25 protein-coding genes are annotated in these 25,963 nt (G+C 66.1%); 4 read left to right on the plus strand and 21 right to left on the minus strand.

Going from position 1 to position 25,963, the window contains the following annotated elements:
• Positions 1-7: 7 nt before the first annotated feature.
• From ACZ5BO_RS04460 to cbiE, 21 genes are all read right to left on the minus strand, one after another.
• Positions 8-847, minus strand: a complete 840-nt coding sequence (locus ACZ5BO_RS04460; RefSeq protein ID WP_464698434.1) for an urease accessory protein UreD — start codon at positions 845-847, stop codon at positions 8-10.
• A gap of 30 nt (positions 848-877) precedes the next feature.
• Entirely contained in the window at positions 878-1,576 is a 699-nt protein-coding gene (urtE, locus tag ACZ5BO_RS04465) for an urea ABC transporter ATP-binding subunit UrtE (RefSeq protein ID WP_025130531.1), read from the minus strand.
• 104 nt (positions 1,577-1,680) lie between these two features.
• Entirely contained in the window at positions 1,681-2,541 is an 861-nt protein-coding gene (urtD, locus tag ACZ5BO_RS04470; protein ID WP_464698436.1) for an urea ABC transporter ATP-binding protein UrtD, read from the minus strand.
• The gene (gene urtC / locus ACZ5BO_RS04475; protein WP_464698438.1) at positions 2,538-3,617 is read right to left on the minus strand and encodes an urea ABC transporter permease subunit UrtC; all 1,080 of its coding nucleotides are present in this window, start codon (positions 3,615-3,617) and stop codon (positions 2,538-2,540) included. The genes urtD and urtC overlap by 4 nt, the downstream gene beginning before the upstream one ends.
• Positions 3,617-5,119, minus strand: coding sequence for an urea ABC transporter permease subunit UrtB (urtB, locus tag ACZ5BO_RS04480; protein WP_464698440.1), 1,503 nt, complete (start codon positions 5,117-5,119; stop codon positions 3,617-3,619). Before urtB ends, urtC begins: the two co-directional genes overlap by 1 nt.
• A gap of 146 nt (positions 5,120-5,265) precedes the next feature.
• A complete protein-coding gene (gene urtA / locus ACZ5BO_RS04485) occupies positions 5,266-6,531 on the minus strand; it encodes an urea ABC transporter substrate-binding protein (RefSeq protein WP_025130535.1) in 1,266 nt (421 codons plus the stop codon).
• Positions 6,532-6,757: 226 nt separating this feature from the next.
• Positions 6,758-7,057, minus strand: a complete 300-nt coding sequence (locus ACZ5BO_RS04490) for a 7(1) septoil knot domain-containing protein (protein ID WP_464698442.1) — start codon at positions 7,055-7,057, stop codon at positions 6,758-6,760.
• A 145-nt stretch (positions 7,058-7,202) separates the two neighbouring features.
• Positions 7,203-8,213 carry a FecCD family ABC transporter permease gene (locus ACZ5BO_RS04495; RefSeq protein WP_464698444.1) on the minus strand — a complete coding sequence of 337 codons (1,011 nt, stop codon included), beginning with the start codon at positions 8,211-8,213 and terminating at the stop codon, positions 7,203-7,205.
• A complete protein-coding gene (locus ACZ5BO_RS04500) occupies positions 8,210-9,169 on the minus strand; it encodes an ABC transporter substrate-binding protein (protein WP_025130538.1) in 960 nt (319 codons plus the stop codon). The genes ACZ5BO_RS04495 and ACZ5BO_RS04500 overlap by 4 nt, the downstream gene beginning before the upstream one ends.
• Entirely contained in the window at positions 9,166-9,954 is a 789-nt protein-coding gene (locus ACZ5BO_RS04505) for an ABC transporter ATP-binding protein (RefSeq protein WP_025130539.1), read from the minus strand. The genes ACZ5BO_RS04500 and ACZ5BO_RS04505 overlap by 4 nt, the downstream gene beginning before the upstream one ends.
• Before the next feature lie 41 nt (positions 9,955-9,995).
• Positions 9,996-12,125 (minus strand): TonB-dependent receptor, encoded by a 2,130-nt coding sequence (locus tag ACZ5BO_RS04510; RefSeq protein ID WP_464698447.1) that lies wholly within the window; start codon positions 12,123-12,125, stop codon positions 9,996-9,998.
• A 152-nt stretch (positions 12,126-12,277) separates the two neighbouring features.
• Positions 12,278-13,660: a PepSY-associated TM helix domain-containing protein gene (locus ACZ5BO_RS04515; protein WP_464698449.1), complete on the minus strand. Its 1,383-nt coding sequence runs from the start codon at positions 13,658-13,660 to the stop codon at positions 12,278-12,280.
• 109 nt (positions 13,661-13,769) lie between these two features.
• On the minus strand, positions 13,770-15,902 hold the full coding sequence (locus ACZ5BO_RS04520) for a TonB-dependent copper receptor (protein ID WP_025130542.1): 2,133 nt from the start codon (positions 15,900-15,902) through the stop codon (positions 13,770-13,772).
• An 88-nt stretch (positions 15,903-15,990) separates the two neighbouring features.
• The gene (locus ACZ5BO_RS04525; RefSeq protein ID WP_464698452.1) at positions 15,991-16,401 is read right to left on the minus strand and encodes a DUF2946 domain-containing protein; all 411 of its coding nucleotides are present in this window, start codon (positions 16,399-16,401) and stop codon (positions 15,991-15,993) included.
• A gap of 55 nt (positions 16,402-16,456) precedes the next feature.
• Complete coding sequence (locus ACZ5BO_RS04530) at positions 16,457-16,951, minus strand: copper chaperone PCu(A)C (protein ID WP_029978591.1); 495 nt, start codon at positions 16,949-16,951, stop codon at positions 16,457-16,459.
• 49 nt (positions 16,952-17,000) lie between these two features.
• Positions 17,001-17,399 carry a DUF2946 domain-containing protein gene (locus ACZ5BO_RS04535; protein WP_464698454.1) on the minus strand — a complete coding sequence of 133 codons (399 nt, stop codon included), beginning with the start codon at positions 17,397-17,399 and terminating at the stop codon, positions 17,001-17,003.
• 100 nt (positions 17,400-17,499) lie between these two features.
• Positions 17,500-17,790: an addiction module antidote protein gene (locus tag ACZ5BO_RS04540; protein ID WP_025130546.1), complete on the minus strand. Its 291-nt coding sequence runs from the start codon at positions 17,788-17,790 to the stop codon at positions 17,500-17,502.
• A 3-nt stretch (positions 17,791-17,793) separates the two neighbouring features.
• Positions 17,794-18,096, minus strand: coding sequence for a type II toxin-antitoxin system RelE/ParE family toxin (locus tag ACZ5BO_RS04545; protein ID WP_025130547.1), 303 nt, complete (start codon positions 18,094-18,096; stop codon positions 17,794-17,796).
• Positions 18,097-18,278: 182 nt separating this feature from the next.
• Positions 18,279-19,007 (minus strand): cobalt-precorrin-6A reductase, encoded by a 729-nt coding sequence (locus tag ACZ5BO_RS04550; RefSeq protein WP_025130548.1) that lies wholly within the window; start codon positions 19,005-19,007, stop codon positions 18,279-18,281.
• Positions 19,004-20,101 carry a cobalt-precorrin-5B (C(1))-methyltransferase gene (locus tag ACZ5BO_RS04555; RefSeq protein ID WP_025130549.1) on the minus strand — a complete coding sequence of 366 codons (1,098 nt, stop codon included), beginning with the start codon at positions 20,099-20,101 and terminating at the stop codon, positions 19,004-19,006. The genes ACZ5BO_RS04550 and ACZ5BO_RS04555 overlap by 4 nt, the downstream gene beginning before the upstream one ends.
• A gap of 90 nt (positions 20,102-20,191) precedes the next feature.
• Positions 20,192-21,406 (minus strand): precorrin-6y C5,15-methyltransferase (decarboxylating) subunit CbiE, encoded by a 1,215-nt coding sequence (cbiE, locus tag ACZ5BO_RS04560; protein WP_464698458.1) that lies wholly within the window; start codon positions 21,404-21,406, stop codon positions 20,192-20,194.
• A gap of 131 nt (positions 21,407-21,537) precedes the next feature.
• Between cbiE and cobG the strand changes: the two genes are divergently transcribed.
• From cobG to cobJ, 4 genes are read left to right on the plus strand one after another with little or no spacing between them, the layout of a single operon-like run.
• Complete coding sequence (gene cobG / locus ACZ5BO_RS04565) at positions 21,538-22,878, plus strand: precorrin-3B synthase (protein ID WP_464698460.1); 1,341 nt, start codon at positions 21,538-21,540, stop codon at positions 22,876-22,878.
• Positions 22,871-23,497 (plus strand): precorrin-8X methylmutase, encoded by a 627-nt coding sequence (locus ACZ5BO_RS04570; protein ID WP_025130552.1) that lies wholly within the window; start codon positions 22,871-22,873, stop codon positions 23,495-23,497. The genes cobG and ACZ5BO_RS04570 overlap by 8 nt, the downstream gene beginning before the upstream one ends.
• Positions 23,494-24,228 carry a precorrin-2 C(20)-methyltransferase gene (locus ACZ5BO_RS04575; RefSeq protein WP_177330304.1) on the plus strand — a complete coding sequence of 245 codons (735 nt, stop codon included), beginning with the start codon at positions 23,494-23,496 and terminating at the stop codon, positions 24,226-24,228. Before ACZ5BO_RS04570 ends, ACZ5BO_RS04575 begins: the two co-directional genes overlap by 4 nt.
• Complete coding sequence (gene cobJ / locus ACZ5BO_RS04580; protein WP_464698462.1) at positions 24,228-25,928, plus strand: precorrin-3B C(17)-methyltransferase; 1,701 nt, start codon at positions 24,228-24,230, stop codon at positions 25,926-25,928. The genes ACZ5BO_RS04575 and cobJ overlap by 1 nt, the downstream gene beginning before the upstream one ends.
• Positions 25,929-25,963 lie beyond the last annotated feature (35 nt).

The raw sequence follows: 25,963 nt of genomic DNA on the forward strand, positions 1-25,963 counted from the left end.
GGGCGCTTCATGTATTCCAGATCCTCGGCGGCACGGCCTCGCGGCCCAGCAACGCCGGACGCAGCAAGCGCCACAGGTCGATCAGCCAGGCCCGGGCCAGCAGCGCCTCGCTGGCCAGGCAGCGGGCCACCAGCAGGCCGGGCAATTGTGTGAGGTCGCCCCGCACCGGGTGCTCCAGGGCGCGGCAGTGTTCCAGCAGTTCGGCGCTGATCTCGCCGGTGGCCAGCAAGGTGGCAAACACCGGGTGGCCGTCCAGGCCGATGGGTGAGTCCAGCAGGCCATCGCCACCGACGATGCGCTGGCGTTCATGCCACAGCGGCTTGCCGTCACGGCGGATATCCAGGTGCGATTGGAAGTGCCCGTGTGCAAAGTGCTCCCCACTGGCCGGACGTCCCAGGGCCACCACGTCCCAGTAGAACAACCGGGCATCGCCCTGCAGGTCGACCTGGGTACTGAGCTCGGCCTGGGCGGCGCTGAAGACGATGGTCTCCTGGGGCAGCCACTCCAGGGTCGCCCCCGCTGCCACCTGCAGGGCCAGGGTCTGGCCGGCCGGGCCGTTGGCGCGGTACCACTTGGCGGCCCCGGGGCTGGTCAGTTGGGCCCAGGCACCGTTGTCGACCCGGGCACTGATGGCCAGTTGGTCGCCGCCGGCTATCCCGCCGGGCGGGTGCACGATGATGTGCTGGCACACCTGTGGGCCTTCGGCGTACAGGTGCTTCTGTACCCGCAACGGGCCCAGGTGGCGGCGCAGTACCGGGCGCGTGGTGGCGCCGAAACGGGCGTAGGCCAGTTCCAGCTCGGCGTGCCAGCTGGGGGTGAACAGGGCGGTGGCGGCAGGTGAGTTCATGCTGGGTCGTTATCGTTAGGAGGCTACAGATTAGATCGTAACCAGGCCGCGTACACCTTCTGCCTGCATATTTTCCCCGCGGCCCTGCTGGACGATTTCCCCCCGGGACATCACCAGGTACTGGTCGGCCAGTTCCGCGGCGAAGTCGTAGAACTGTTCCACCAGCAGGATCGCCATGTCGCCCCGGGCGGCAAGCTTTTTGATCACCGCGCCGATCTCCTTGATCACCGAGGGCTGGATGCCTTCGGTGGGTTCATCGAGGATCAGCAGGCGTGGGCGGCTGGCCAGGGCGCGGCCGATGGCCAGCTGTTGCTGCTGGCCGCCGGAGAGGTCGCCGCCCCGGCGTTGCTTCATCTGCAACAGCACCGGAAACAGTTCGTAGATGAAGGGCGGAACCTCTCTGGCCTCGGCACCGGGAAAGCGCGACAGGCCCATCAGCAGGTTTTCCTCCACGGTCAGGCGGGCGAAGATTTCCCGGCCCTGGGGCACGTAGGCGATTCCGGCGTGGACCCGCTGGTGCGGCTTGTAGGCGGTGATGGTCCGGCCCTCCCAGTTGACCGCGCCTTCCTTGGCCGGCAGCAAGCCCATCAGGCATTTGAGCAGGGTGGTCTTGCCCACGCCGTTGCGCCCCAGCAGACAGGTGACTTCACCGATCCGGGCTTCGAAGCTCAGGCCGCGCAGGATGTGGCTACCGCCGTAGTACTGGTGCAACTGGTCGACTTGGAGCATGGTCGGGTACTCGAATCTTGTGGGAATTGCGGGGCGCTCTTCGCTGGCAAGCCAGCTCCTACGGGAGGGTGCAGGCGCAGGCTTGCCGGCGAACGGCGATCGCGTTAACGGCCGAGGTACACCTCGATCACCCGTTGGTTTTCCTGCACCTGCTCCAGGGACCCTTCGGCCAGCACGCTGCCCTGGTGCAGCACGGTGACGTGGTCGGCAATCGCGCCGACAAAGCCCATGTCGTGCTCCACCACCATCAGCGAATGCTTGCCGGCCAGGCTCTTGAACAGCTCGGCGGTGAACTCGGTCTCGGCATCGGTCATGCCCGCCACCGGTTCGTCCAGCAGCAACAGCTGCGGGTCTTGCATCAGCAGCATGCCGATCTCCAGGAACTGTTTCTGGCCGTGGGACAGCAAGCCCGCCTGGCGTTGCGCCGAGGCTGTCAGGCGGATGGTCTCCAGCACCTGTTCGATGCGCGCCCGCTGTTCGTCGCCCAGGCGCGCGCCGAGGCAGGCCCACACCGACTTGTCGGTCTTCTGCGCCAGCTCCAGGTTCTCGAACACCGTCAGGGCCTCGAACACCGTGGGTTTCTGGAACTTGCGGCCGATTCCGGCCTGGGCGATCTGCACTTCGCTCATGCGCGTCAGGTCCAGGGTTTCGCCGAACCAGGCCTTGCCCTGGGTGGGCCGGGTCTTGCCGGTGATCACGTCCATCAGGGTGGTCTTGCCGGCACCGTTGGGGCCGATGATGCAGCGCAACTCGCCAACGCCGATGTACAGGTTGAGGTCGTTGAGGGCCTTGAAACCGTCGAAGCTGACGCTGATGTCCTCCAGGGTCAGGAGGGTGCCGTGGCGGGTGTTGAGGCCGCTGCCGGCGGCCTGGCCCAGGCCGATGGCGTCGCGGCTGGCGCCGGCGTCCTTGTTGCTGTCGAGAATAGGTTCGAGCATGAACTCCGCCGTCGCTGTGACTCTCATTGTGCACCTCGTTTGTTCAGCAGGCCGATCACGCCCTTGGGCAGGTACAGGGTCACCCCGATGAACAGCGCACCGAGGAAAAACAGCCAGTACTCGGGAAAGGCCACGGTGAACCAGCTCTTCATGCCGTTGACCAGGCCGGCTCCCAGCAGCGGACCGATCAGCGTGCCCCGCCCTCCAAGGGCGACCCACACGGCGGCCTCGATGGAGTTGGTCGGGGACATTTCGCTGGGGTTGATGATGCCCACCTGGGGCACGTACAGGGCCCCGGCCAGGCCGCACAGCACCGCGCTCAGGACCCAGACGAAGAGCTTGAACCCGCGAGGATCGTAGCCGCAGAACATCAGGCGGTTCTCGGCATCGCGCAGGGCCGTCAGCACCCGGCCGAACTTGCTTCGGGCCAGGCGCCAGCCGCTGTACAGGCTGGCCACCAGCAACAGCACGGTGGCCAGGAACAGCACCGCCCGAGTGCCCGGTTCGGTGATGCCGAAGCCGAGGATGCTGCGAAAGTTGGTGAAGCCGTTGTTGCCGCCAAAGCCGGTCTCGTTACGGAAGAACAGCAGCATCCCGGCGAAGGTCAGGGCCTGGGTCATGATCGAGAAATACACGCCCTTGATCCGCGAGCGGAAGGCGAAGAAACCGAACACCAGGGCCAGCAGCCCCGGGGCCAGCACCACCAGGCACAGGGCCCAGAGGAAGTGCTCGGTGCCGACCCAGTACCAGGGCAGCTCGCTCCACGAGAGGAAGGTCATGAACGCCGGCAGGTCATCGCCCGCGGCCTGGCGCATCAGGTACATGCCCATGGCGTAGCCACCCAGGGCAAAGAACAGCCCGTGGCCCAGGGACAGCAGCCCGGCATAGCCCCAGACCAGGTCCAGGGCCAGGGCGACGATGGCGTAGCAGAGGATCTTGCCCACCAGGGTCAGGGTGTAGGCCGAGACCTGCAGCGGGTTGTCCGCCGGCAGCAGCGACAGCAGCGGCAGGGCCAGCAGCATCAGGAGCAGCAATGCGCCGACGGTGATCGTGACCCTGGGCCCGGCTTTCTGGCTGGCGGTAATCAGCAGTGGTTGATTCATCAGTCGATCACCCGTCCTTTCAATGCGAAGAGTCCTTGCGGGCGTTTCTGGATAAACAGAATGATCAGCGCGAGGATCAGGATCTTGCCCAGCACGGCGCCGATCTGCGGTTCGAGGATCTTGTTGGCGATGCCCAGGCCGAAGGCCGCCATGACACTGCCAGCCAGTTGCCCGACCCCGCCGAGCACCACCACCAGGAACGAATCGATGATGTAGCCCTGGCCCAGGTCCGGGCCGACGTTGCCGATCTGGCTCAGGGCCACGCCACCGAGGCCGGCGATGCCCGAGCCGAGGCCGAAGGCGAGCATGTCCACGCGGCCGGTGGGCACGCCGCAGCAGGCGGCCATGTTGCGGTTCTGGGTCACTGCCCGCACGTTCAGGCCCAGCCGAGTCCTGTTCAGCAGCAGCCAGGTGAGCACCACGACAAACAGCGCGAAGGCGATGATCACGATGCGGTTGTAGGGCAGTACCAGGTTGGGCAGGACCTGGATCCCGCCGGACAGCCACGCCGGGTTCGCCACCTCGACGTTCTGCGCGCCGAACAGCAGGCGCACCAGTTGGATCAGCATCAGGCTGATGCCCCAGGTGGCCAGCAGGGTTTCCAGGGGGCGCCCGTAGAGATGGCGGATCACCGTGCGTTCCAGGGCCATGCCGATCCCGGCGGTGACGAAGAACGCCACCGGCAAGGCCAGCAGCGGGTAGTACTCGATGGCCTGGGGCGCGTAGCGCTGGAACAGCAACTGCACCACATAGGTGGCGTAGGCACCGAGCATCAGCATTTCGCCGTGGGCCATGTTGATCACCCCCAGCAGGCCGAAGGTGATGGCCAGGCCCAGGGCAGCCAGCAACAGGATCGAGCCCAGGGACAGGCCGCTGAAAGCCTGCCCCAGCAGCTCGCCGACCAGCAGCTTGCGCTTGACCTGGGCCAGGCTGGTTTCGGCAGCGGTGCGTACCGCGGCATCGGCTTCGACCCCGGGCTCCAGCAGGCCTTCGAGGCGGGTGCGGGCCAGTGGGTCGCCGGTTTCCCCCAGCAGGCGCACGGCGGCCAGGCGCACCGCCGGGTCGCTGTCCACCAGTTGCAGGTTGGCCAGGGCCAGGCTCAGGGCGTCGTGCACGCCGGGGTCTTGCTCGGCGGCCAGTTGCGCATCGAGGAATTTCAACTGCGCCGGCTTGGCGCTTTTCTGCAATTGGACGGCAGCCGCCAGGCGGCTTTTACTGTCGGCGGCGAGCAGTTGGTGGCTGGCCAGGGCGGTGTCGATCAGGCCCCGCAGGCGGTTGTTCAGGCGCAGGGTCTTGCTTTCGCCGGCGATGTCCAACTGGCCCTGTTGCAGGGCGTTGAGCAGCGCAAGGCGCGTTGGGTCGGGCTGCGCGGCCCAGGTTTCCAGAAGCCGGGCTTGCTCGCTGGAGTTGCCGGCAACGAAGTCTTCGGCATCCCCGGCCTGGGCTGTCCATGGCAGTAACAGCAGGCCGGCGAGGATCAAACGGTAGAGGGCAGTGGGCATATCGGTGTCCTTGAAAGCGCCCGAATAACCTGTAGGACCGAGCTTGCTCGCGATCCGCGCAGCGGCCAGCCGGGCGGTTTCGTTGGAGGTCCTGCGGACCTCATCGCGAGCAAGCTCGCTCCTACGGGGAGGGCGTCAGGTTCGGATCAGTTGCTCTTGACCGCGTAGTCCGGCTTCTTGTCGTTGCCCGGAATGAACGGGCTCCACGGCTGGGCGCGGATCGGGCCCTCGGTCTGCCACACCACGTTGAACTGACCGTCGGGCTGGATCTCGCCGATCATCACCGGCTTGTGCAGGTGGTGGTTGGTCTTGTCCATGGTCAGGGTGTAGCCCGAGGGCGCGGCGAAGGTCTGCCCGGCCAGGGCCTCGCGGACCTTGTCGACATCGGTGGACTTGGCTTTCTCCACCGCCTGGGCCCACATGTGGATGCCCACATAGGTGGCTTCCATCGGGTCGTTGGTCACCGCCTTGTCGGCGCCCGGCAGGTTCTTGGCCTTGGCGTAGGCCTTCCAGGCGGCGACGAACTTCTGGTTCACCGGGTTATCCACCGATTCGAAGTAGTTCCACGCCGCCAGGTTGCCCACCAGCGGCTTGGTGTCGATGCCGCGCAGTTCTTCCTCGCCCACCGAGAAGGCCACCACCGGCACTTCGGTGGCTTTCAGGCCCTGGTTGGCCAACTCTTTGTAGAAGGGCACGTTGGAGTCGCCGTTGACTGTGGAGATCACCGCAGTCTTGCCGCCGGCGGAGAACTTCTTGATGTTGGCGACGATGGTTTGATAGTCGCTGTGGCCGAACGGGGTATAGACCTCTTCGATGTCCTTGTCGGCCACGCCCTTGGAGTGCAGGAACGAGCGCAGGATCTTGTTGGTGGTGCGCGGGTAGACGTAGTCGGTGCCCAGCAGGAAGAAGCGCTTGGCGCTGCCGCCGTCTTCGCTCATCAGGTATTCCACCGCGGGGATCGCCTGCTGGTTCGGCGCGGCGCCGGTGTAGAACACGTTGGGCGACAGCTCTTCGCCTTCGTACTGCACCGGGTAGAACAGCAGGCCGTTGAGTTCCTCGAACACCGGCAGCACCGACTTGCGCGACACCGAGGTCCAGCAGCCGAACACCACCGCCACCTTGTCCTGGGTCAGCAACTGGCGGCCCTTTTCAGCGAACAGCGGCCAGTTCGAAGCCGGGTCCACCACCACCGGTTCCAGCAGCTTGCCGTTGACCCCGCCCTTGGCGTTGATCTCGTCGATGGTCATCAGCGCCATGTCCTTGAGGGACGTCTCGGAGATCGCCATGGTGCCCGACAGCGAGTGCAGGATCCCCACCTTGATGGTCTCGGCGGCCTGGACGGTCCAGGTCATGCCCATCGCGGCAATCGATGCCGAGAGGGTGAAAGCCTTGAGCAAGCTACGACGCTTCATTGTGCGATCTCCATGAACTCTTGGTTTTTTTAAGAGGCAGATGCGGACTACTGAAGGGCTGTTTTGCAAGGGGTGTGCCGAGTCGGTGCAGGGCAGGAAAACCTCGCTTTACGCGCGCGCGCAGGAGAATCGATGCCCCAAGACGAGGCCTGGGCCAGGGCGTGGTGCGCCGGGGTGCGTCATTGTGGTGCTGCCGCACAGCGGCAGCCGCGATCGGCGCGGGGCTTCAATTCACGCCGGGGAAGGAGTCGACATATTTGATGGTGAAGTCGGGAAAGGAGTCGACGATCTGGATCTTGTAATCGGGAAAGCTGTTGACGATTTTCCACTTGCCCGGCGAGTCGGCAAAGGAGTTGACCTGCTTCACCTTCAGGTCGGGGAAGGAGTTCACTACCTTGACCTTGTAGTCGGGGAAGCTGTTGACGAGCTGGATGTTGCCGTAGATTTTCGAGACATCGACAGAGGTGTCGGCCACGGCGCCAAGGGAGGTGCCGAGCAGCAAGGCCAGGAGCAGGGTTTTAAGCATGAGACTCATCCTGAGAGATCGAAGGACGCGATCTTAAAGCACGGGCGACGCTTGTAGGAGCTGGCTTGCCAGCGAAGAGGCCCGCGAATCCGGCATACGGCTCACGGGCGCTTTCGCCGGCAAGCCGGCTCCTACAGGGGCGCGGTCAGCGGCGGCGCATCAGGCCGATGAAGAACAGCCCACCGATGGCCGCGGTGGCCACGCCGATGGGCAGGTCCTCGGGGGCGATCAGGGTACGTGCGGCAACATCCACCCAGACCAGGAACAGGCTCCCCAGCAGTACGCACACCGGCAGCAAGCGGCGATGTTCGGCGCCCACCAGGCGCCGGGCAATGTGCGGCACCATCAGCCCGACAAAACCGATGGAGCCGCTGATGGACACCAGCACCCCGGTCATCAGCGAGGCAATCAGGAACACCTTGAGGCGCACATTGCGGGCATTCAGGCCCAGGGTCACGGCGGTCTGCTCGCCGGCCATCAGGGCATTCAACGGACGGGCCATGCCCAGCAGCAGGGCCAGCCCCAGCAGCACACTGGCGGCGGGAATCGCCAGCAGCTCCCAGCGCGCCAGGCCCAGGCCGCCGAGCATCCAGAACATCACCGCGGAGCTGGCCCGGTGATCCCCCATGAACAGCAGCAGGTTGGCCACGGCCATCATCACGAAGGACACGGCCACGCCGCATAACAGCAGGCGGTCACTGTCCAGGCGGCCGTTGCGGGCGGCGATGCCGAGCACCAGGACCATGCTGGCCAAGGCGCCGATAAACGCTGCCAGGGGCAAGGTCAGCAGGCCGATCACCTGCCCCAGGTGCAGGACCACGATCACCGCGCCGAGGGTGGCGCCGGAGGTGACGCCCAGCAAGTGCGGGTCGGCCAGGGGGTTGCGGGTCACCGCCTGCAGCACCGCGCCGATCAGCGCCAGCCCGGCCCCCACCAGGGCGCCGAGGAGCATGCGCGGCACGCGGATCAGCCAGACGATGTGTTCCTGCCCGGCAGGCCAGTCCACCACGCCGATGCCCAGCGCCTTGTACAGGAGAATCCGCCACACCAGCTCCGCCGGTACCCGTGCCGGGCCAAAGCCCAGGGACAGCACGCAGGACACCAGCAGCAGGGCGCCAAGGATCAGCAGCAGGCAGGCATAGCGACCCTTGATCATTCGCCGTGGAAACCCTTGGCCAGGGTTTCTACCGCCAGCACATTGTCGATGCCCGGGGTGGCCTGCACGTAAGGGATGACGATGAAGCGCTGGTTCTTGATGGCGTCGATCCCCTGCAGGGCCTTGTTGTCCAGAAGGAACTGCTGCTTCTGCTCGGCTGTGACTTCGCTGTAGTCGACGATCACGATCACCTGTGGGTTGCGCTCGACCACGGTCTCCCAGTTGACCCGAGTCCAGCTGGCGTCGACGTCCTCGAGAATGTTGCGCCCACCGGCAGCCTCGATCAGCGCGTGCGGCATGCCCAGGCGGCCGGAGGTCATGGCCCGGTCTTCGCCGCTGTCATAGAGGAATACTCGCGGCGGGTCCTGGGGCAGGTCCTTCTGCACCTGCGCCACCTGTGCCTGCATCTGGGCGATCAGGGCATTGGCGCGGTCCTGAACATCGAAGATCCGGCCCAGGTTGCGCAGGTCGTTGTAGGTGTCATCGAGGCTGGCGGGCGGGCGCTGCATGACGAAGGCGCAGGACTCGGTCAGCTCATAGACATTGATCCCCAGGGGCGCCAGGGTCTGTGGGGTCAGGTCGCCGCCGACGCGCATGCCGTAGTCCCAGCCGGCAAACAGAAAGTCGACGTTGGCGTTGAGCAGGGTCTCCACCGAGGGGTATTTGGCCGCCAGCTCCGGCAGGCCCTCCAGCAGGGTGCTCATCTCGGGTGTCACGGCCTTCCAGCCGCTGATGCCGCTGTAGCCCACCATGCGCGACTTGAGCCCCAGGGCGAGCATCATCTGGGTCATGTTGATGTCATGGCTGAGGGCGTGCTGCGGCGCTTCCTTGAAGGTCACCTGGCGGTTGCAACTGGTGACGGTCAGCGGGTAGCGGGTGGCTTCGGCGAAGGCCTGGGTGGCCCCCAGCGACAGGGCCAGGAACAGGCTGGAGCGAAACAGAAGGCGCAAGGTCATGGTTGGGTAATCCAGGTGATTCGTGGGTAGCCGGACAGGGGGTGTGCATCGATCAGTGCCTCGACCCCGAACACCTCTCGCAGCAACTCCACGGTGAGGACTTGCGCCGGCGTACCGCTGGCGACGATGCGCCCGTGGTCAAGCACATACAGGCGGTCGCAGAAGGCCGCCGCCAGGTTCAGGTCGTGGATGCTGGCCAGGGTGCCGATGCCCAGGCGCTTGACCCGCTGCAGCAGCTCCAGTTGGTAGCGTGGGTCGAGGTGATTGGTCGGTTCGTCGAGGATCAGCAGTTGAGGTTGCTGGGCCAGGGCGCGGGCCAGGATCACCCGCTGTTTTTCACCCCCGGAGAGGGTGGCGAAGGCATGTTGCTCGAAGCCCAGCAGGCCCACCGATTGCAGGGCCTCACGGGCCAGGTGCCGGTCCTCGTCGGTGTCGCCGTCGAACAGGCCCTTGTGGGGCGTGCGGCCCATGGCAACCACTTCTTCCACCGTCAAGCCAAAGGCGTCGGGGAACTCCTGCAGCACCACGGCGATGCGTTGCGCGCACCAGCGTGGCGACTGTTTCCAGACATTCTGGTGACCCAGTTGCACCTCGCCCTGCTCGGGCTTGCTGAAGCGATAGGCGCAGCGCAGCAGGCTGGTCTTGCCGCTGCCATTGGGGCCGATCAGGCCGACGAACTCTCCGGGCGCCACCGACAGGCTGGCCTCACGCAGTTGGAACTGGTGATGGCAATGGCCCTGGCCCAGGGGCGTCCAGGCCAGGTTGCAGAGGTTCAGCGAGGTCATGCCGTGTCCGTGTGGTCCCTGCGCGGTGGCCGCAGGTGAGGTTAAAAGGTGTAGTCAGCGGTGACGAACAACGAGCGTGGTTCGCCGAGTATCCACTGCTGGCCGTCATTGTATTGGCTTTGCGCGTACTGGCGGTCAAACAGATTGTTCAATTGCAGGCCCAGGGTGGTATTGGGCAGGGCCTTCCACGACAGGTTGGCATCGACCACGGTGTAGCTGGGCAGTTGGTTCTGATTGGCCATGTCGGCGTAGCGTGCGTCCACGTAGCGCACCCCGGCGCCGGCCCGCAGGTCATCGTTGATGGCCTTGCTCAGCCACAGGTTGGCGGTGCGGCGTGGTACGTCCACCGGGCGCTTGCCATCGCGGGAGACTTGCACGCCGTCGACGTCCTGCTGGAAGTCATCGTATTGGGCGCGAACGATGGCGGCGTTGGCTTGCAGGTGCCAGGCGCGGGGCAGTTGCAGGTCCAGGCTGGCCTCCAGGCCGTTGGAGGATTGCTGGCCCACCTGCTGTTTCAGGTCCGGGTCGCCCGGGACATCGGTCAGCAGCTTCTTCTTGACGATGTGGTAGGCCGCTAGGGTCCATTCGCCGCGCTGGTCCCAGAACATCTGCTTGAGGCCGATCTCGGTCTGCCTGGCGCTGGACAGGTCGAATTGCTGCTGGCTCTTGCTCAGGGAAATCAGCCCGCCGACCCCGTCGGTGCTGGTGGAGTACTGGCCGTACACAGACGTATCCGCAGTGACGGCGAACACCAGCCCGGCCTTCCAGTTGTTGCCGGTGAGGGTCTTGTCGTCACGCTCGTTCTTGACCAGGTCATCGCGATCAATATGCACGTAGTCGCGGCGCACACCGGTCACCAGGGACCAGCGCTCGCTGAGCTGCAGGCGGTTTTCGGCGAACACCGACATCTGCTTGGTGGTGGTCTTGAACTGGTCGCGGTAGGGGCTGTCGCTGGCAAAGTCGCCCGGGGCCGGGTGGTACAGATCCACCGGCTGGCCGTCGGTAAAGTAGTCGGTGAAGGGCGAGTTGCTCTTCATGTGGAAGCGGATGCGGTTGTAGTCGACCCCGGTCAGGGTCTGGCTGTCGAGGCCGAACACGGTGTGCTTGAAGGTGAAGGTCTGGCGGTCGCCAACCTGTTCCTGCTGGTGGCCAATACCGAAGTTGCCGCTGCGGGTCAGCTGCCGGTCCAGGCGGTTGAAGTTGTAGTTCTCGGCGTTCTGCCAGCGGCGCTGAGCCTTGAGGTAGTACAGCTCGTTGCTGGCACTGAGGTTGTCGGAAATCTGCCATTCGCTGGTCAGGCGGGTCCACTGGTCGTTGTAGTGCTGCTGGTCGTTGCGCACGTTGTAGTTCTTGTCCCGCAGGCTTTTGTGAAAGCGCCCATCGATCAGCGGCGTGCCGAAATAGTTCATCGGCTTCTGGTCGCCGTAGTCGTGGGCCAGGGTGAAGGCCAGGTCGTCACGGGCCTGCCAGCGCAGGGCGGCGCTGACGAAGTCGGCGGAGGAATCGCCTCGGTCGATCCAGCCGTTGCTGCGTTCGCGGTTGAGGTTGAGTCGGTAGCTCAGGGTGTCGCTCAGGGAACCGCCGCTGTCCAGGGCCTGCTGCTGGCGGTCGTAGGAGCCGTAGCCCAGGCGCAGGTGGTTTTCGATTTCGCCGCTGAACGGCTTTTTCGCAATGGTGTTGATCACCGCACCGGTGGCGCCTTCGCCGTACAGCACCGAGGCCGGGCCGCGCAGCACGTCGACCCGCTCCACCGCCCAGGTGTCCACCGGGAAGGTCACGGTGCCCATGCCGGTGTACATGCGGTTGCCGTCATACAGCTGCATTACCGAGCTCTGCCCGGTAAAGCCCCGTGCCGACAGCGACGTGCCGCCGTCGCCCGGGGTGCCGGTGCGGCTGATGCCGGCGCTGCGCGATACCGCGTCCTGGATGCTGCGATCGCCCCGGGCGCGGATCCGCTCGCCACTCAGGCTGTCGGTGCTGGCTGGGGTTTCCAGGGCGCTCAGGCCCAGGCGCGAACCGGCGCTGGTGGGGGTCTTCAGGCTGACGCTGCCGTCGGCCTCGCTGGCCGGGGCGGAGATGGTGCCGGTGGGCAGGGTCAGGGCGGAGTCGTCGGCCTGGGCCAGGGAAGGCAGGGCCATCAGGCAGAGGCTGGGCAGCAGGTACTTGTTCATCGGGACGGTGAATCACTTCTTCCAGAGGGTTGCCCGCAGCGGGGACTGCGGGCGAGGATCTTACACTAGTTGTTATAAAGTAACATTATGGCGGTGCGCAACTGAAGCGCGCGGATTGTATCGAGCCCTCTGGAATGCGCATCTCGCCTGACTCATGTTGAAGATGAGGCGGATTCAGGATCACGGTTCCAACGTGACAGCAGCAAGCGGTCCAGCAACCACACCACGATCAGCGAAGCCCCCACCAGCGGGAAGGCCAGGGCCAGCAGGCCGATGACCAGCATCGCGGTTTTCCAGCGCGGCAGGTCGTGGCGCAATGGCGGTACGCCGAGCCGACCCTGGGGGCGACGTTGCCACCACATGACGATGCCGCTCACGGCGCCGAGCAGGATCATCAGGCACACCAGCAGCACCAGAATCTGGTTGAAGCGGCCGAACATCTTGCCTTCGTGCAGCATCACCCCCAGCTCGGTGGCCCGGGCGACGTTGCTGTAGTCCTTCCAGCGCACATCGGCGAGCACCTTGGCGCTGTACTGGTCGACGTGCAGGGTGGCGTCGTGGCGCGGGTCGTCGGCGAACACGGCGATGGTGAATACCCCTGTCGCAGTGCTCGGCAGGGTGATGCTGTAGCCCGCTTCGACCTGGCGCTGGCGGGCGATGTCCTGCACCGCCTGCAGGCTGATGGCGGGGGCGGCCGGTGCTGCATTGCCAGCGTTGTGGGCCATGTGCTCGGCGTGGTCGCCGGACATCGGCATCGGGGTGTTTTCCAGGGCCCAGGGCACGGTCTGGCGGCTGGCGCTATTGAGCTCGCCGGCCTGCTGGTCGGAGGTCGGCACGTCGTTCCACATGGCCGCCGGGAAGCGGTTCCACAGGTTGGCGTACTGCTTGCCCCAGAAGCCGGTCCAGGTCATGCCGCTGAGCAGCATCAGCAGCAGGAAGGCCGAGCCCCAGAAACCCAGCACGCCGTGCAGGTCACGCCAGAACAGGCGGCCGCGGGCGCCCCAGCGCGGCCAGAGAACCCCGGCCGAAGACTTGCCCCGCGGCCACCACAGGTACAGGCCCGAGACCACCAGGACAATGCCCCAGCTCGCGGCCAGCTCCACCAACCGATCCCCCACGGTGCCGATCATCAGCTCGCCATGAATGGCCCGGGCCATGGCCTGCAGGTTGCCCTTGGCATCCTGCTCGCCAAGCACGTCGCCGTGGTAGGGGTCGATGAACACATTGAGTTCCTGGCCTTTGTGCTGCACCACGAACTGCGCGCTGCGCTCGGCGTCCACAGGGGGCAGGTACTGCTTGATACGGCCCTGGGGGTAGGCCGTTTGCACCCGCTGCAACAGCTCATCGGCGCTGAGGCTGTGGTGGCCGGCGGGCACCTTGAGCAGGCTGGAGTACATCAGCGGGTCCAGCTGCGGCTTGAACAGGTAGACGATGCCGGTCAGGGCCAGCATTACCATGAAGGGGGCGACGAACAGCCCGGCGTAGAAATGCCAACGCCAGGCCAGGTTGTAGAACGACACTTTGGGTCGATTCATCGAGGAACGCTCCGCAGGGCTGTGGATCTGTTTTTATGAGGCGCCGATGGCGGCCTGGTAGCCGGCAGGCCGGCCCCTGAACCAGGAGCCGGCCGCTGGCGTTGGGGGGTCAGAAGCTCAGGTCAACCTTGGTCCAGAGCGTGCGCCCCGGTTCCTTGATCGCCTGTGGGTCGGTCGCCGGGTAGCCGAAACCGGCATTGCCCGCCAGGTTCAGGTGCTCGGCGTAGGCCTTGCCGAACAGGTTGTCGACCCCGGTGCTGAGCTTGAGGTTCTTGGTCACCCGGTAGGCGCCGTTGAGGGAGAACACGCCGAAGCCGCCGCTCTTGCCGAAGTCCTTGCCGACCACGTTGCCCTTGTTCAGGTCCACCCGGTTCTGCGCGGCGACCACGCGCCACAGGGCTCCGGCGCTCCAGTCGTCCTCGCTGTAGGTCAGGCCGAAGCGCGCATCCAGCGGCGGCATCTGCGGCAGGGCCTTGCCGTCGCTGCTGTTCTTGCCCCAGGCGTAGGCCAGGGTCGCATCGGCTTTCCAGTTGGAGGTCAGCTTGTAGGCCGCCCCCAGTTCGCCGCCCATGATCCGCGCGTCAATGTTCTCGGCCCGGGACATGCTCATGCCGCCCATCGCAGAACTGTAATCGAAGAGGATGTAGTCGCGTACCTGGCCGAGGTAGCCCGAGGCCCAGGCTTCCAGGTCTTCACCCTGGTATTGCAGGCCGAAGTCGAGCTGGGTGGTCTTTTCCGGCTTGATCGAATCGAAGGCGTTCACTGAGCCCGCCGGGCCCATTTTCGGCGAGAACAGCTCCCAGTAGTCGGGGAAGCGCTGGGTGTGGCCAAGGCCGACATAGAGCGTGGTCGGGCTGTCGGCCAGGTCATGCTCGTAGCGCACGAAGCCGCTGGGCAGGGTGTCGGCGCGGGTGTCGCCGGCGGTGGGGTTGGGGCGGCTCATCATTCCCGAGCCGATGCTCTGCCGGTAGTCCTTGGCTGAAGCGCGGTCCAGGCGCGCACCGGTGATCAGGCGGTCACGCTCGGCGGCGTACCAGGTCAGCTCACTGAACGCCCCGTAGTTGTGGAAATCCGCATCCTTGGTGCGGGGCAATTGCTTGTAGGTGTCGATGCCGCTGCTGGCGCGGTTGCGGTGTTCGTTGGTCTGGGCGTCCAGGCCGCTGATCAACTGCACATCGGCCCAGCGCCAAGTGGCCTTGATCCGTGCTCCAAGGGTCCGACGGTCGACGTTGGAGGCCATGGGGCCGGCCATCATCCCGGTGCCGGACGGGGTGCGCAGGCTGTAGTTGTCCATCACGTGGTCGGCGTAGTTGTAGTAGACCTGGGCCTCGACCTTGTCGAGAACGTCGCCGATGTTGGATTTCTCGAAGCGCAGGCCCAGGCTTTCACGCTTGAACTGCGAGCCGTCCATGCCACGCCCGGCATAGCGGGCCTCGCCATCGCCCTTGCCGGCGGTGAGCTCCAGCAGGGTGTCGGCGTCCGGGGTCCAGCCCAGGGCCACGTCACCGTTCCACTTGTCGTAGCGCGAGGCCACGGTGTCGTTGTTGCCGTCGCGGTAGTCGTCGGCGTGGGCGGTGTTGCCGATCACCCGCACATAACCCAGGGGGCCACCGGCAGCGGCGTCCAGGGTCTTGTCGAAGCGCCCGTTGGAGCCGGCCAGCAGGCTGGCATTGACCCGGGTGCCGAGTTCGCCGAAGTGTTCCGGCTCACGCTCGAAGAGCACCGTGCCGGCCGAGGCGCCCGGGCCCCAGAGCACGGTCTGCGGGCCCTTGATCACGGTCAGCTTGTCGTAGGTTTCCGGGGAAATGTAGGAGGTCGGGGCATCCATGCGGCCGGGGCAGGCGCCGAGCATCATGCCGCCGTTGGTGAGGATGTTCAGGCGCGAACCGAACATGCCGCGCAATACCGGATCACCGTTGGTGCCGCCGTTGCGCACCAGGGCGAAGCCGGGAATGGTCTTCAGGTAGTCGCCGCCGTCACTGGCCGGCACCGGCTGGCGCGGGTCCTTGGGGTTGGTGACCACGGTCAGGGGCGAGCTGGGGGCGATGGCGGTGATCACCGTCGGGCTCAGCTCGGTGCTGGTGTGCCGGGAGTGGTCCATGGCGTCTTCGGCCAATGCCAGTGGCGTGAGCAGGACGCCGCAGAGCATAGCGATGGCGCTGGTGAAACGCTGGCGCGAAGGGTTCAGGGCAAAGCACTGGAGTGGCTGGGCAACGCCCAGGCGAGTGTCAGCAGAAAACATAGTTGTTCCATCGATCGGTCTTGAATGACACGGCCAGCAATACGCGTCTGTCGCGTTGACAGCCGGCCGTGTGAGATGAGCTAGCGACTCAGCTGAGGATCGGTGGGGCGCGGGTCAGGGCGCCGGGGAACACGGTCTGCCGGGCGTGGCCCAGGCGCGTGGCGGGGATCAGGAACGACTGGGTGGGAGGCGCCGACAGGGCGGCGAACGACAGGCCCGAGGGCAGCGCCGGGCAATTGAACAGCAGGCTGCAGTAGCCACATTTTTCCCAGAGCACATGCTGTTCGCCCTGGGGCTTGCCATGCTCGCCGTGGCTGGGGGGCTCGTCGTGGCAGGCGGGCGCGCCGCTGCCCATGTCCATCGAAGCGGACATGTTCATCGGCATCGCGTGATCCATCGGCATCGACTGGGAAATCAGCGGGCCGATAAAGATCATCAGCATGGCGAACAGGCTGATCCAGCTGCCGCGGCGGACTCGGAGTGAGTCTCGACGCGACACAGGGTGCCTGACGCCAGGCCTGAGCGGGGCGTTCACGGTAGAGGCCGGTCAGTGCTTACTGGGCGTGCTGGTGCTCGTGCGTGTTGTCCGGTGCCTGTTTTTGCACTGCGACTTCGACAGTGACGTTGCCGGCCTTCTCGAAGTGCAGGGTCAGCGGGAAGCGCTTGCCATCGCTGAGCAGGCTGCGGTCTTTGAGCTCCAGCAGCATCACGTGGTAACCCATGGGCGCAAAGGTCACCTCGCCCCCGGCGGGTACGGCGACTGTGGGCACCTGTTGCATCTTCATCAGGTCGCCCTGCATCACGTGTTCATGCAGCTCGGCCTTGCCGGCGATTGGCGTGTCGACGCTGAGCAGGGTGTCGGCAGTCTTGCCCGGATTGTGCACCACGAAGTAGGCCGCGACGGTCGGCGCATTCGGCGGCAGTTCCTGGGACCAGGGATGGGCGATCTGCAACTCGCCGGCCTTGTAGTCGTGGGCGGTGGCGAAGCAGGCAGGCAGCAGCAGGGCGGCCAGCAGCAGGGATTGCTTGACCAGGGAAGATGTGGACATGGCAGTTCTCCAGAACGATTCAAAAACGCAGATCACTTGCGAAAGGGAATCATGCCAGAGGCGGGGCCCCGGGGTTCAGGCTCGGCCACTGCTGGCGCAGGCTGAGCCATTCGAACGGCGGCTGGGGGATGCCCGGCTGGGCCTGGAAGCGCTTGAAATACAGCTGTGGGACATGCCCGGGCAGCGCCACCAGCGGGGCGGAGCCGGAGCAGCACCAACAGTGCTGCATATTCGAGTGATCGTCGTTCTGCGGGGCTTTCTGTTCAAGCTTGCCCAGGGAGATGGCCACCAGCTTGGTGCCGGTGGAAGAGCAGAAGCTGCCCCACAGCAGTTGCTCGTCGAACCCTGAATCGCTGCGCTGCATGGCCCCGGAAAGCGGCATGGCAAGCATGTTGAACAGCACTGCGAAGCAGGCGATCCAGGCAAATGCGAGCCGTTGTCGGGACATGGTGGGCGATCCGTCGGTTGAGCGATCAGGCGGGTATTTAGCCTGATCGCTGTGGATAAGTAAAAAAACACTGTGTGCGGTGTGGTGTCGCAGTGCCCGGTCAAGCCAGGCCGACGTGGAGTTTCAGCCCCAGTGCCTTCATGACCTTGATGATAGTCGCGAACTCGGGATTGCCCTGGCTGCCCAGGGCCTTGTACAGGCTTTCGCGGCCCAGCCCGGTAGCCCGTGCGACCTGGGTCATGCCGCGGGCCCGGGCGATGTCGTTGAGGGCGGCACGGATCAGCACGCCGTCGCCGGTGTCTTCCTCGAAGCAGGCCTCGAGGTAGGCAACCATGTCTTCAGGGGTCTTGAGGTACTCCGCCGCGTCGAAGCGGGTCACTGGGGTGCGCATGTTTCAGCCCTCGCTCATGAGGTCGTGGGCCAGTTGCCTGGCCTGTTGGATGTCGCGTTTCTGGGTGGACTTGTCGCCACCGATCAACAGCAGGTAGATCCGTTTGCCTCGACGGGAGAAGTACACCCGGTAGCCGGGACCGCGATGGATGCGCATTTCATGCACGCCCTCGCCGACGGGCTCGCAGTCTCCGAAGTGCCCCAGTTGCGCGGCCCTCACCCTGGCCAGTACGCGAGTCTTTGCCTGAGGGTCGTTCAGGTGGAGGAGCCAGCGAGTGAACTCCCGAGTCTGCTCGAAGATCAACATCGCGACTGTATTCCTTGGGATACTGACTGGCAACCCATTTGCCAGCTTGATGCTCAATAACGTGACGATCGGTCTTGTGCCGTATCGGCGTCACTGAGGTTGTCCAGGGAGGCTAAGGCATGGGCCAAGGCGGCGCTGTCAGGGGGTTCGCCTGTGGGGGTGAGGCGAGACGTTTTTGTCTGTCAGGCTGTGTACTGTGAGTGCATCGCGGTCAGCAGTTCGGTGACGCTGCTGAACACTCGATCGGCCTCGGGCAGCTCCGGACGCTTGAGTACCAGCACCGGTATTGCACGCTCGCGGGCCACTTCCAACTTCGGCTCGGTGGCGCTGCTACCGCTGTTCTTGCTGATCAGTACATCGATTTGCCGGCGCTCGAACAGGGCGCGCTCGTCCTCGATCAGAAAGGGGCCGCGAGCACCGATCACTTCGCAGCGTTCATTGCCCGCACAGGCTTCCAGTGCACGCAGGGTCCAGAACTGCCCTGCAGGAATCTCGTCCAGGTGCTGCAAGGGTTCGCGGCCCAGGGTGAACAGCGGCCGTTTGAATTCGTCGAGGGCGTCCACCAGTTGCCCCCAATCAGCGACCTCACGCCAGTCATCCCCGGGTTGCGGCTGCCAGGCCGGACGCCGCAAGGCCCAGCAAGCTGTGTTGCTGAGGCGCGCAGCGGCCACTGCATTGGCACTGATCCGGGCGGCATAGGGATGGGTGGCATCGAGCAGCAGGCCGATCCGTTCTTCTCGAATAAACGCCGCCAGGCCATCGGCGCCGCCGTAGCCCCCGACCCGTACCTGACAGTCCAGGTCGCGGGGTACCCGGCCGATGCCGGCCAGGCTGTAGATATGCTGCGGGCCCAAGGTACGGGCGATGGCCAGGGCTTCAGTGACTCCACCCAGGAGCAGGATGCGAGTCATGAAAAGGCTCCAGCATGGCCGACAATGCCGCCCTGGCGATCGATGGCAAAGACCTCCACCTGGACCTGGGACGGCACCACGCTGCGGGCGAATGCCAGGGCGTGCCGGCACACCGCGGCCCCCAGGGCCACCCCGGCGGCGCTGGCCATGGCCAGGGCCTGCTGGCTGGTGTTGGCCTCGCGAATGGCCTGTTGCAGGGCCGGATCGGCACCCTCTTGCGCAGCCCATTCGGCCAGTTGCCCCAGGTCGATGCTGGAGTGACGGCTGTGCAGGTCCATGTGCCCGGCGGCCAGCTTGCTGATCTTGCCGAAACCGCCGCACAGGCTGAGCTTGTCCACAGGCACTTTGCGCAGGTGCTTGAGCACGGCGCCGACAAAGTCGCCCATTTCGATCAGGGCGATTTCCGGCAAGCCGTAGACGCGGCGCATGGTGTCTTCGCTGGCGTTGCCGGTGCAGGCGGCAATGTGCAGGTAGCCATTGGTCTTGGCCACGTCGATGCCCTGGTGGATCGAGGCGATGTAGGCCGAACAGGAAAAAGGCCGGACGATGCCGCTGGTGCCGAGAATCGACAGCCCCCCGAGGATCCCCAGGCGCGGGTTCATGGTTTTCAGGGCCAGGGCCTCGCCGTCGCGGACATTCACCGTGACCTCGAAGCCACCGTGATAGGCCCGCTCTTCGGCCAGGCTCAACAGGTGTTCAGTGATCATCTTGCGCGGCACCGGGTTGATCGCCGGTTCCCCTACGGCCAGGACCAGGCCTGGGCGGGTCACGGTCCCCACGCCTTGGCCGGCGACGAAGCGGATTCCCGGCTCAGGCGTCAGGCGGACCTGGGAATACAACAGCGCGCCGTGGGTCACGTCCGGATCATCCCCGGCGTCCTTGAGGGTGCCCGCTTCCGCGCCGTCCTCAATGTGACGGCAGAATTCCAGGCGCATCTGCACCTGCTTGCCCTTGGGCAGGATGATATCCACCGCGTCCGCGTCGACGCCCCCCAGCAACAGGCGAGCCGCCGCGAGGCTGGTGGCGGTGGCGCAGCTGCCGGTGGTCAGGCCGCTGCGCAGGGGCGCGGGCTGTTCTGCGGTTTCGTCACGCATGCCCTGGCTCCTGTGGCAACGAGCCTGCTGGCGCTAGGGATGACGCCCTGCTCCAGAGTGTTTTCGCGGGGCGTCCCGGGCCTGCAGTACTCATGACGCATCCAGGGGTTTGCACAGGTCCAGCAGGGTAATCGGCAGGGCCTGGCGCCAGGTGTCGAATTCGCCCAGGGGCTGGGCCTGGGCAACATGGATGCGGGTCAGTTCGCCACCGTGCCGGTCGCGCCAGTGCGCCAGGGTCATTTCACTTTGCAGGGTCACCGCGTTGGCCACCAGGCGTCCGCCGGGCTTGAGCTGTTCCCAGCAGGTCTGCAAGACGCCTTCACGGGTCACGCCGCCGCCGATGAACACCGCGTCCGGGCGTTCCAGTCCGGCCAGGGCCTGGGGCGCGCTGCCGCGGATCAGTTGCAGCCCGGGCACCCCGAGGGCATCGCGGTTGTACTCGATCAGTTGCTGGCGGCCGTCATCGGCCTCGATGGCCAGGGCCCGGCAGCTGGGATGGGCGCGCATCCATTCGATGCCGATGGAGCCGCTGCCGGCGCCCACGTCCCAGAGCAGTTCACCGGGCACCGGCGCAAGGCGGGCCAGGGTGATGGCGCGCACGTCCCGCTTGGTCAACTGGCCGTCATGGCGAAAGGCCGAATCCGGCAGGCCGGCCAGGCGCGACAGGCGCGGCGCACCTGCCTCGGCCCGACACTCGATGGCCAGCAGGTTGAGGTCGGCAATCGGTGGGTCGCTCCAATCGTGGGCGCTGCCGTCGATACGGCGCTCCAGGGGCCCGCCCAGGTGCTCCAGCACGCTGATCCGGCTCGGGCCGAAGCCGCGCTCGCGCAACAGGGCAGCGATGGCCGCCGGGCTGTGGCCGTCATTGCTCAGCACCAGCAGGCGCACACCGCTGGACAGTTGGGCATTGAGCGCGGCGATCGGCCGCGCCACCACCGACAGGCTGGTCACTTCCTGCAATGGCCAGCCCAGGCGGGCGGCGGCCAGGGAGTAAGAGGAAGGAAAAGGCAGCACCTGCAGCTCCTCCACGGGCAGTTGGCGCGCCAGGCTGGCACCGACACCGAACAGCATCGGATCGCCGCTGGCCAGCACACAGACCGGCGCCCCGCGCTGACTCAGTACCGGCTCCAGGGAAAACGGGCTGGGCCACAGCTGGCGCTCGCCGCGGATGCACGGGGGCAGCAGATCCAGCTGGCGCTGGCCGCCCACGATCCGCGAAGCGCCGAGCAAGGCATGACGGGCATTCCTGCCCAGGCCCTTGAAGCCGTCTTCACCGATTCCCACTACTGTCAGCCAGGGCGACATCTAATTTCCTCAAACCGAAGGTTCCGATGGGCAAGCTTTTCATGCCTTCGGACAAAGCAGGCATAATACCGCGCCTGCGCTGACGAAGCGCTGTTCCCATACTGCCGGTTGCCCCCTTGAACGAACGCTCGATGTCCACCGCCATTCGCCCCTCGGCCTGCCCGGGGTTGCTGCGCATCGTCCCGGCGCTGGACGGCGGCATCTGTCGGATCAAGCTGGCGGGTGGCGTCATCAGCGCAGCCCAGGCGCTGGCGGTGGCCGATGCGGCGCAGGCTTATGCCGGCGGCGTGATCGAGGCCACCAACCGCGCCAACCTGCAGATTCGCGGCATAGGTACCGAGCACCGGGCGCTGATCGAGGGCTTGCTGGCCGCTGGCCTGGGACCCACCACGGCGGCCGGCGACGATGTGCGCAACCTGATGCTCAGCCCCGGCGCCGGCATCGACCGGCAGATGCTGGTCGACACCCGCCCCCTGGCGGGGCAGATCCTCGAGACCTTGCAGAGCCATCCGCGCTTCCATGAACTGTCGGCCAAGTTCGCCGTGCAGCTCGACGGTGGCGAGGCCCTGGCCATGCTTGGGCATCACCACGATCTGTGGCTGGCGGCGATGCGGCAGGACGGACGCTTGCTGCTGGCCTTCGGCCTGGCCGGCAGCCCTGTGGATAAACCGGTGGCGGCGGTGCCCCTCGAAGCCGGCCATGAGCTGCTGGTGGCGGTGCTGGAGCTGTTCCTGGAACGGGCCCGGCCGGAGCAGACGCGCATGCGCCATCTGCTGGCCGAAATGCCCCTGGAGGATTTTCTCGCGCAACTGCGCCAGCGCCTGGGCGTTGCCTTGCTGGATATCGACGGTTGGCAGCGCCCGGCGGCCGTCGAGGGCTTGCACATCGGTACTTATCCACAGCGCGTGGACCCCCTCCTCGCGACGGGCCCGGAGCGCGAGCCGGTCTATATCGGTGCGGTCACGCCCTTGGGGCGCCTTGACCCGGCGATGCTCAAGGGCGTTGCGCAACTGGCTCGGCAGTACGGTGATGGCAGCCTGCGTTTCACGCCCTGGCAGAGCCTGCTGCTGCCCGGGATTGCCTCGGAGGACGCCCCGGCGGTTACTGCGCAACTGGACCAGTTGGGTCTGCTGTGCCGTCCCGAGCAAGCCCTGGCCCACCTGATCGCCTGCACCGGCTCCAGAGGCTGTGGCAAGGCCCTGGCCGAGACCAAGGGCGACGCCCTGCGGCTGGCGGCCTTGCTGCAGGGCCATGGCCGCCAACCGGAGGTACACCTGTCGGCCTGCAGCCGCTCCTGTGCCTCGGCCCATGTGGCCCCAGCCACTTTGCTGGCGGTGGCGCCGGGACGCTACGACCTTTATTTTCGCGATGCCACGCAGCCGGGTTTCGGCAGGCTGCGGGCCCGCAACCTTACTATTGAAGCGGCAGAGGCTCTGCTCGATGCCCGCCCACGGAGCCACCTTGATGATTGATTACATCCGCGATGGTCAGGAGATCTATCGCAACTCCTTCGCGATCATTCGCGAAGAAGCCAGGCTGGATCGCATTCCGGCCGACCTGGAGAAGCTCGCGGTGCGGGTGATTCACGCCTGCGGCATGGTGGAGGCCATCGATGGCCTGCAGTTTTCCACAGGTGCCGGCAAGGCCGGGCGCGAGGCCCTGGCCGCCGGCGCGCCGATCCTCTGTGATGCGCGGATGGTGTCCGAAGGCATTACCCGGGCGCGCCTGCCGGCGAACAACCCGGTGATCTGTACCCTGCGCGACGACAGCGTGCCGGCGCTGGCCAAGGAGCTGGGCAACACCCGCTCGGCGGCCGCCCTGGAACTGTGGCGCCCGCACCTGGAAGGCAGCGTGGTGGTGATTGGCAATGCCCCCACGGCGCTGTTCTATCTCTTGGAAATGCTGGACGCCGGGGCGCCGAAACCGGCGTTGATCCTCGGTTTCCCGGTGGGCTTCGTAGGCGCCGCCGAATCCAAGGCCATGCTCGCTGCTGACAGCCGCGGCGTGCCCTTCGTGATCATGCAGGGGCGCCTGGGCGGCAGCGCCATGGCCGCCGCCGCGGTCAATGCCCTGGCCACGGAGGTCGAATGATGCAGCAGCCTGGACGTTTGATCGGCCTCGGTGTCGGCCCCGGTGACCCGGAACTGATTACCCTCAAGGCCCTGCGCCTGCTGCGCGAATCGCCAGTGGTGGCGTATTTCGTGGCCAAGGGCAAGAAGGGCAACGCCTTCGGCATCATCGAGGCCCACCTGCAACAGGCCCAGACCCTGCTGCCCCTGGTGTACCCGGTGACCACCGAGGTGCTGCCGGAACCGCTGTCCTATGAGCAGATCATCAGCGACTTCTACGACAGCGCCAGCCAGCAGTTGGCCGAGCACCTGGATGCCGGTCGCGACGTGGCGGTGATCTGCGAAGGCGACCCGTTCTTCTACGGCTCCTACATGTACCTGCACGACCGCCTGGCCGAGCGCTATCAGGCCGAAGTGGTGCCCGGTGTCTGCTCCATGCTGGGCGGCGCCTCCGTGCTGGGTGCGCCCCTGGTGTATCGCAACCAGAGCCTGTCGGTGCTTTCCGGGGTGCTGCCCCATGACGAACTCAAGCGTCGCCTGGCAGATGCCGATGCGGCGGTGGTGATGAAGCTGGGACGCAACTTCCCCAAGGTGCGCCAGGTGCTGGAGGAGCTGGGGCTGGCGGAGCGTGCGCTGTACGTCGAGCGCGCCACCATGGCCAACCAGAAGATCGTGCCCCTCAACGAGGTAGAGCCCATGTCCTCGCCGTACTTCTCGCTGATCATCGTTCCCGGCGAAAGGTGGCAAGGCTGATGGCCCGTTCGCTTGCCGCCATCGTCATCCTGGGCCAAGGCAGCCTGGGCACGGCCCGGAGCATTCAGCGGCTGTATCCCGATGCGTTGATCTACGGCCTGGCCGAGCGGGTCGAGGGTGCGGATCGCAGCTACCAGGAGTTCGGCGCCACGTTGCGCCAGCTTTATCAACAGGACACCCCGATCATCGCCCTGTGCGCGGCGGGCATCGTCATTCGTACCCTGGCACCGTTGCTCCTGGAAAAGGGTGCCGAGCCGCCGGTGCTGGCGGTGGCCGAGGACGGCAGCGCCGTGGTGCCGCTTTTGGGTGGCCTGGGTGGGGTCAATGTCATGGCCCGGGAAATCGCCGCTGGCCTGGGTGTCGCCGCGGCGATCACCACCAGCGGTGAACTGCGCTTCGGCACCTGCCTGCTGAACCCGCCCAGCGGCTATGCCCTGGGCGACCTGGAGCTGGGCAAGCGCTTTGTCTCCGACCTGCTGGGCGGCGAAAGCGTGCGCATCGAAGGCGCCGCGCCCTGGCTGGCCGAGGCCCGGCTGCCGCAAGACCAGCAGGCCCGGCTGACCATTCGCGTCGGCTCGGCCGAGCGCGAGCCCGCCGCCAACGAATTGCTGATCTATCCCCGCAGTGTGCTGATCGCCTGCAACGGCAATATCCATGGCGCCGAGGCATTGCGCGAGGCCCTGCATCAAAAGCGCATCGCCGTGCAATCGCTGGCCTGCCTGCTGGCGGCTGACAGCGACATGGCCCATCGCGGCTTGCATGAGGCCGCTGCCGAACTGGGCGTGCCCCTGCGTTTTGCGCCGGTTGCCAGCAGCGTTGTCGAACTGGCCCAGCGCGCGGTTGCGCAACTGCTGCCGCCCCTGAGCGTGGGTGACGACATCGCCATCGCGGTGGCCAGCCAGCCCCTGGACCCGGAGCAAATCGGCCGCCCCCGTGGGCGCCTGGCCGTGATCGGCCTCGGCCCTGGCGCCGCCGAGCTGATGGTGCCGGCAGTGAAAGCCGAACTGGCCCGGGCCAACGACATTCTGGGTTATGAAACCTACGTGCGCATGGCCGGGCCGTTCCGTGCCGACCAGGTCATGCACTGCACCGACAACCGCGAAGAAATGCAGCGTGCCCGTCACGCCTTCGAACTGGCCGCACAGGGCCGTTCGGTGGTGGTGGTGTCGTCCGGCGACCCGGGGGTGTTCGCCATGGCCGCTGCGGTGCTCGAAGCCCTGCACGAGTCCGGCGACCCGGCCTGGCATCGCGTCGATCTGCAGATCCTCCCAGGCGTTTCCGCCTCCCTGGCCACTGCGGCCCAGGCCGGTGCCCCCCTGGGCCATGACTTCTGCGTGCTGTCGCTGTCGGACAACCTCAAGCCCTGGGACATCATCGAGAAGCGCCTGGACCTCGCCTCCCAGGCCGATCTGGCCTTGGCTTTCTACAACCCGATTTCCCGCTCGCGGCCTTGGCAACTGGGCCGGGCCCTGGAGATCGTGCGCCAGCACCGCACGCCGCAAACCCCGGTGGTGCTGGGGCGTGATATCGGCCGCCCGGGCCAGACCCTGCGGGTGATCACCCTGGGCGAACTGACCCCGGAGCAGGTGGACATGCGCACCATGGTACTGGTGGGTTCCTCCACCACCTGCGTGTTCCCCCGGGCCGAGGGCGGCGAGTGGGTGTACACCCCGCGCTGGTACGGCAACAAACCCGTGTAGGAGCCGGCTTGCCGGCGAAGGCGTCCGCCAGGGCC

Source organism: Pseudomonas sp. FFPRI_1, assembly GCF_055384485.1.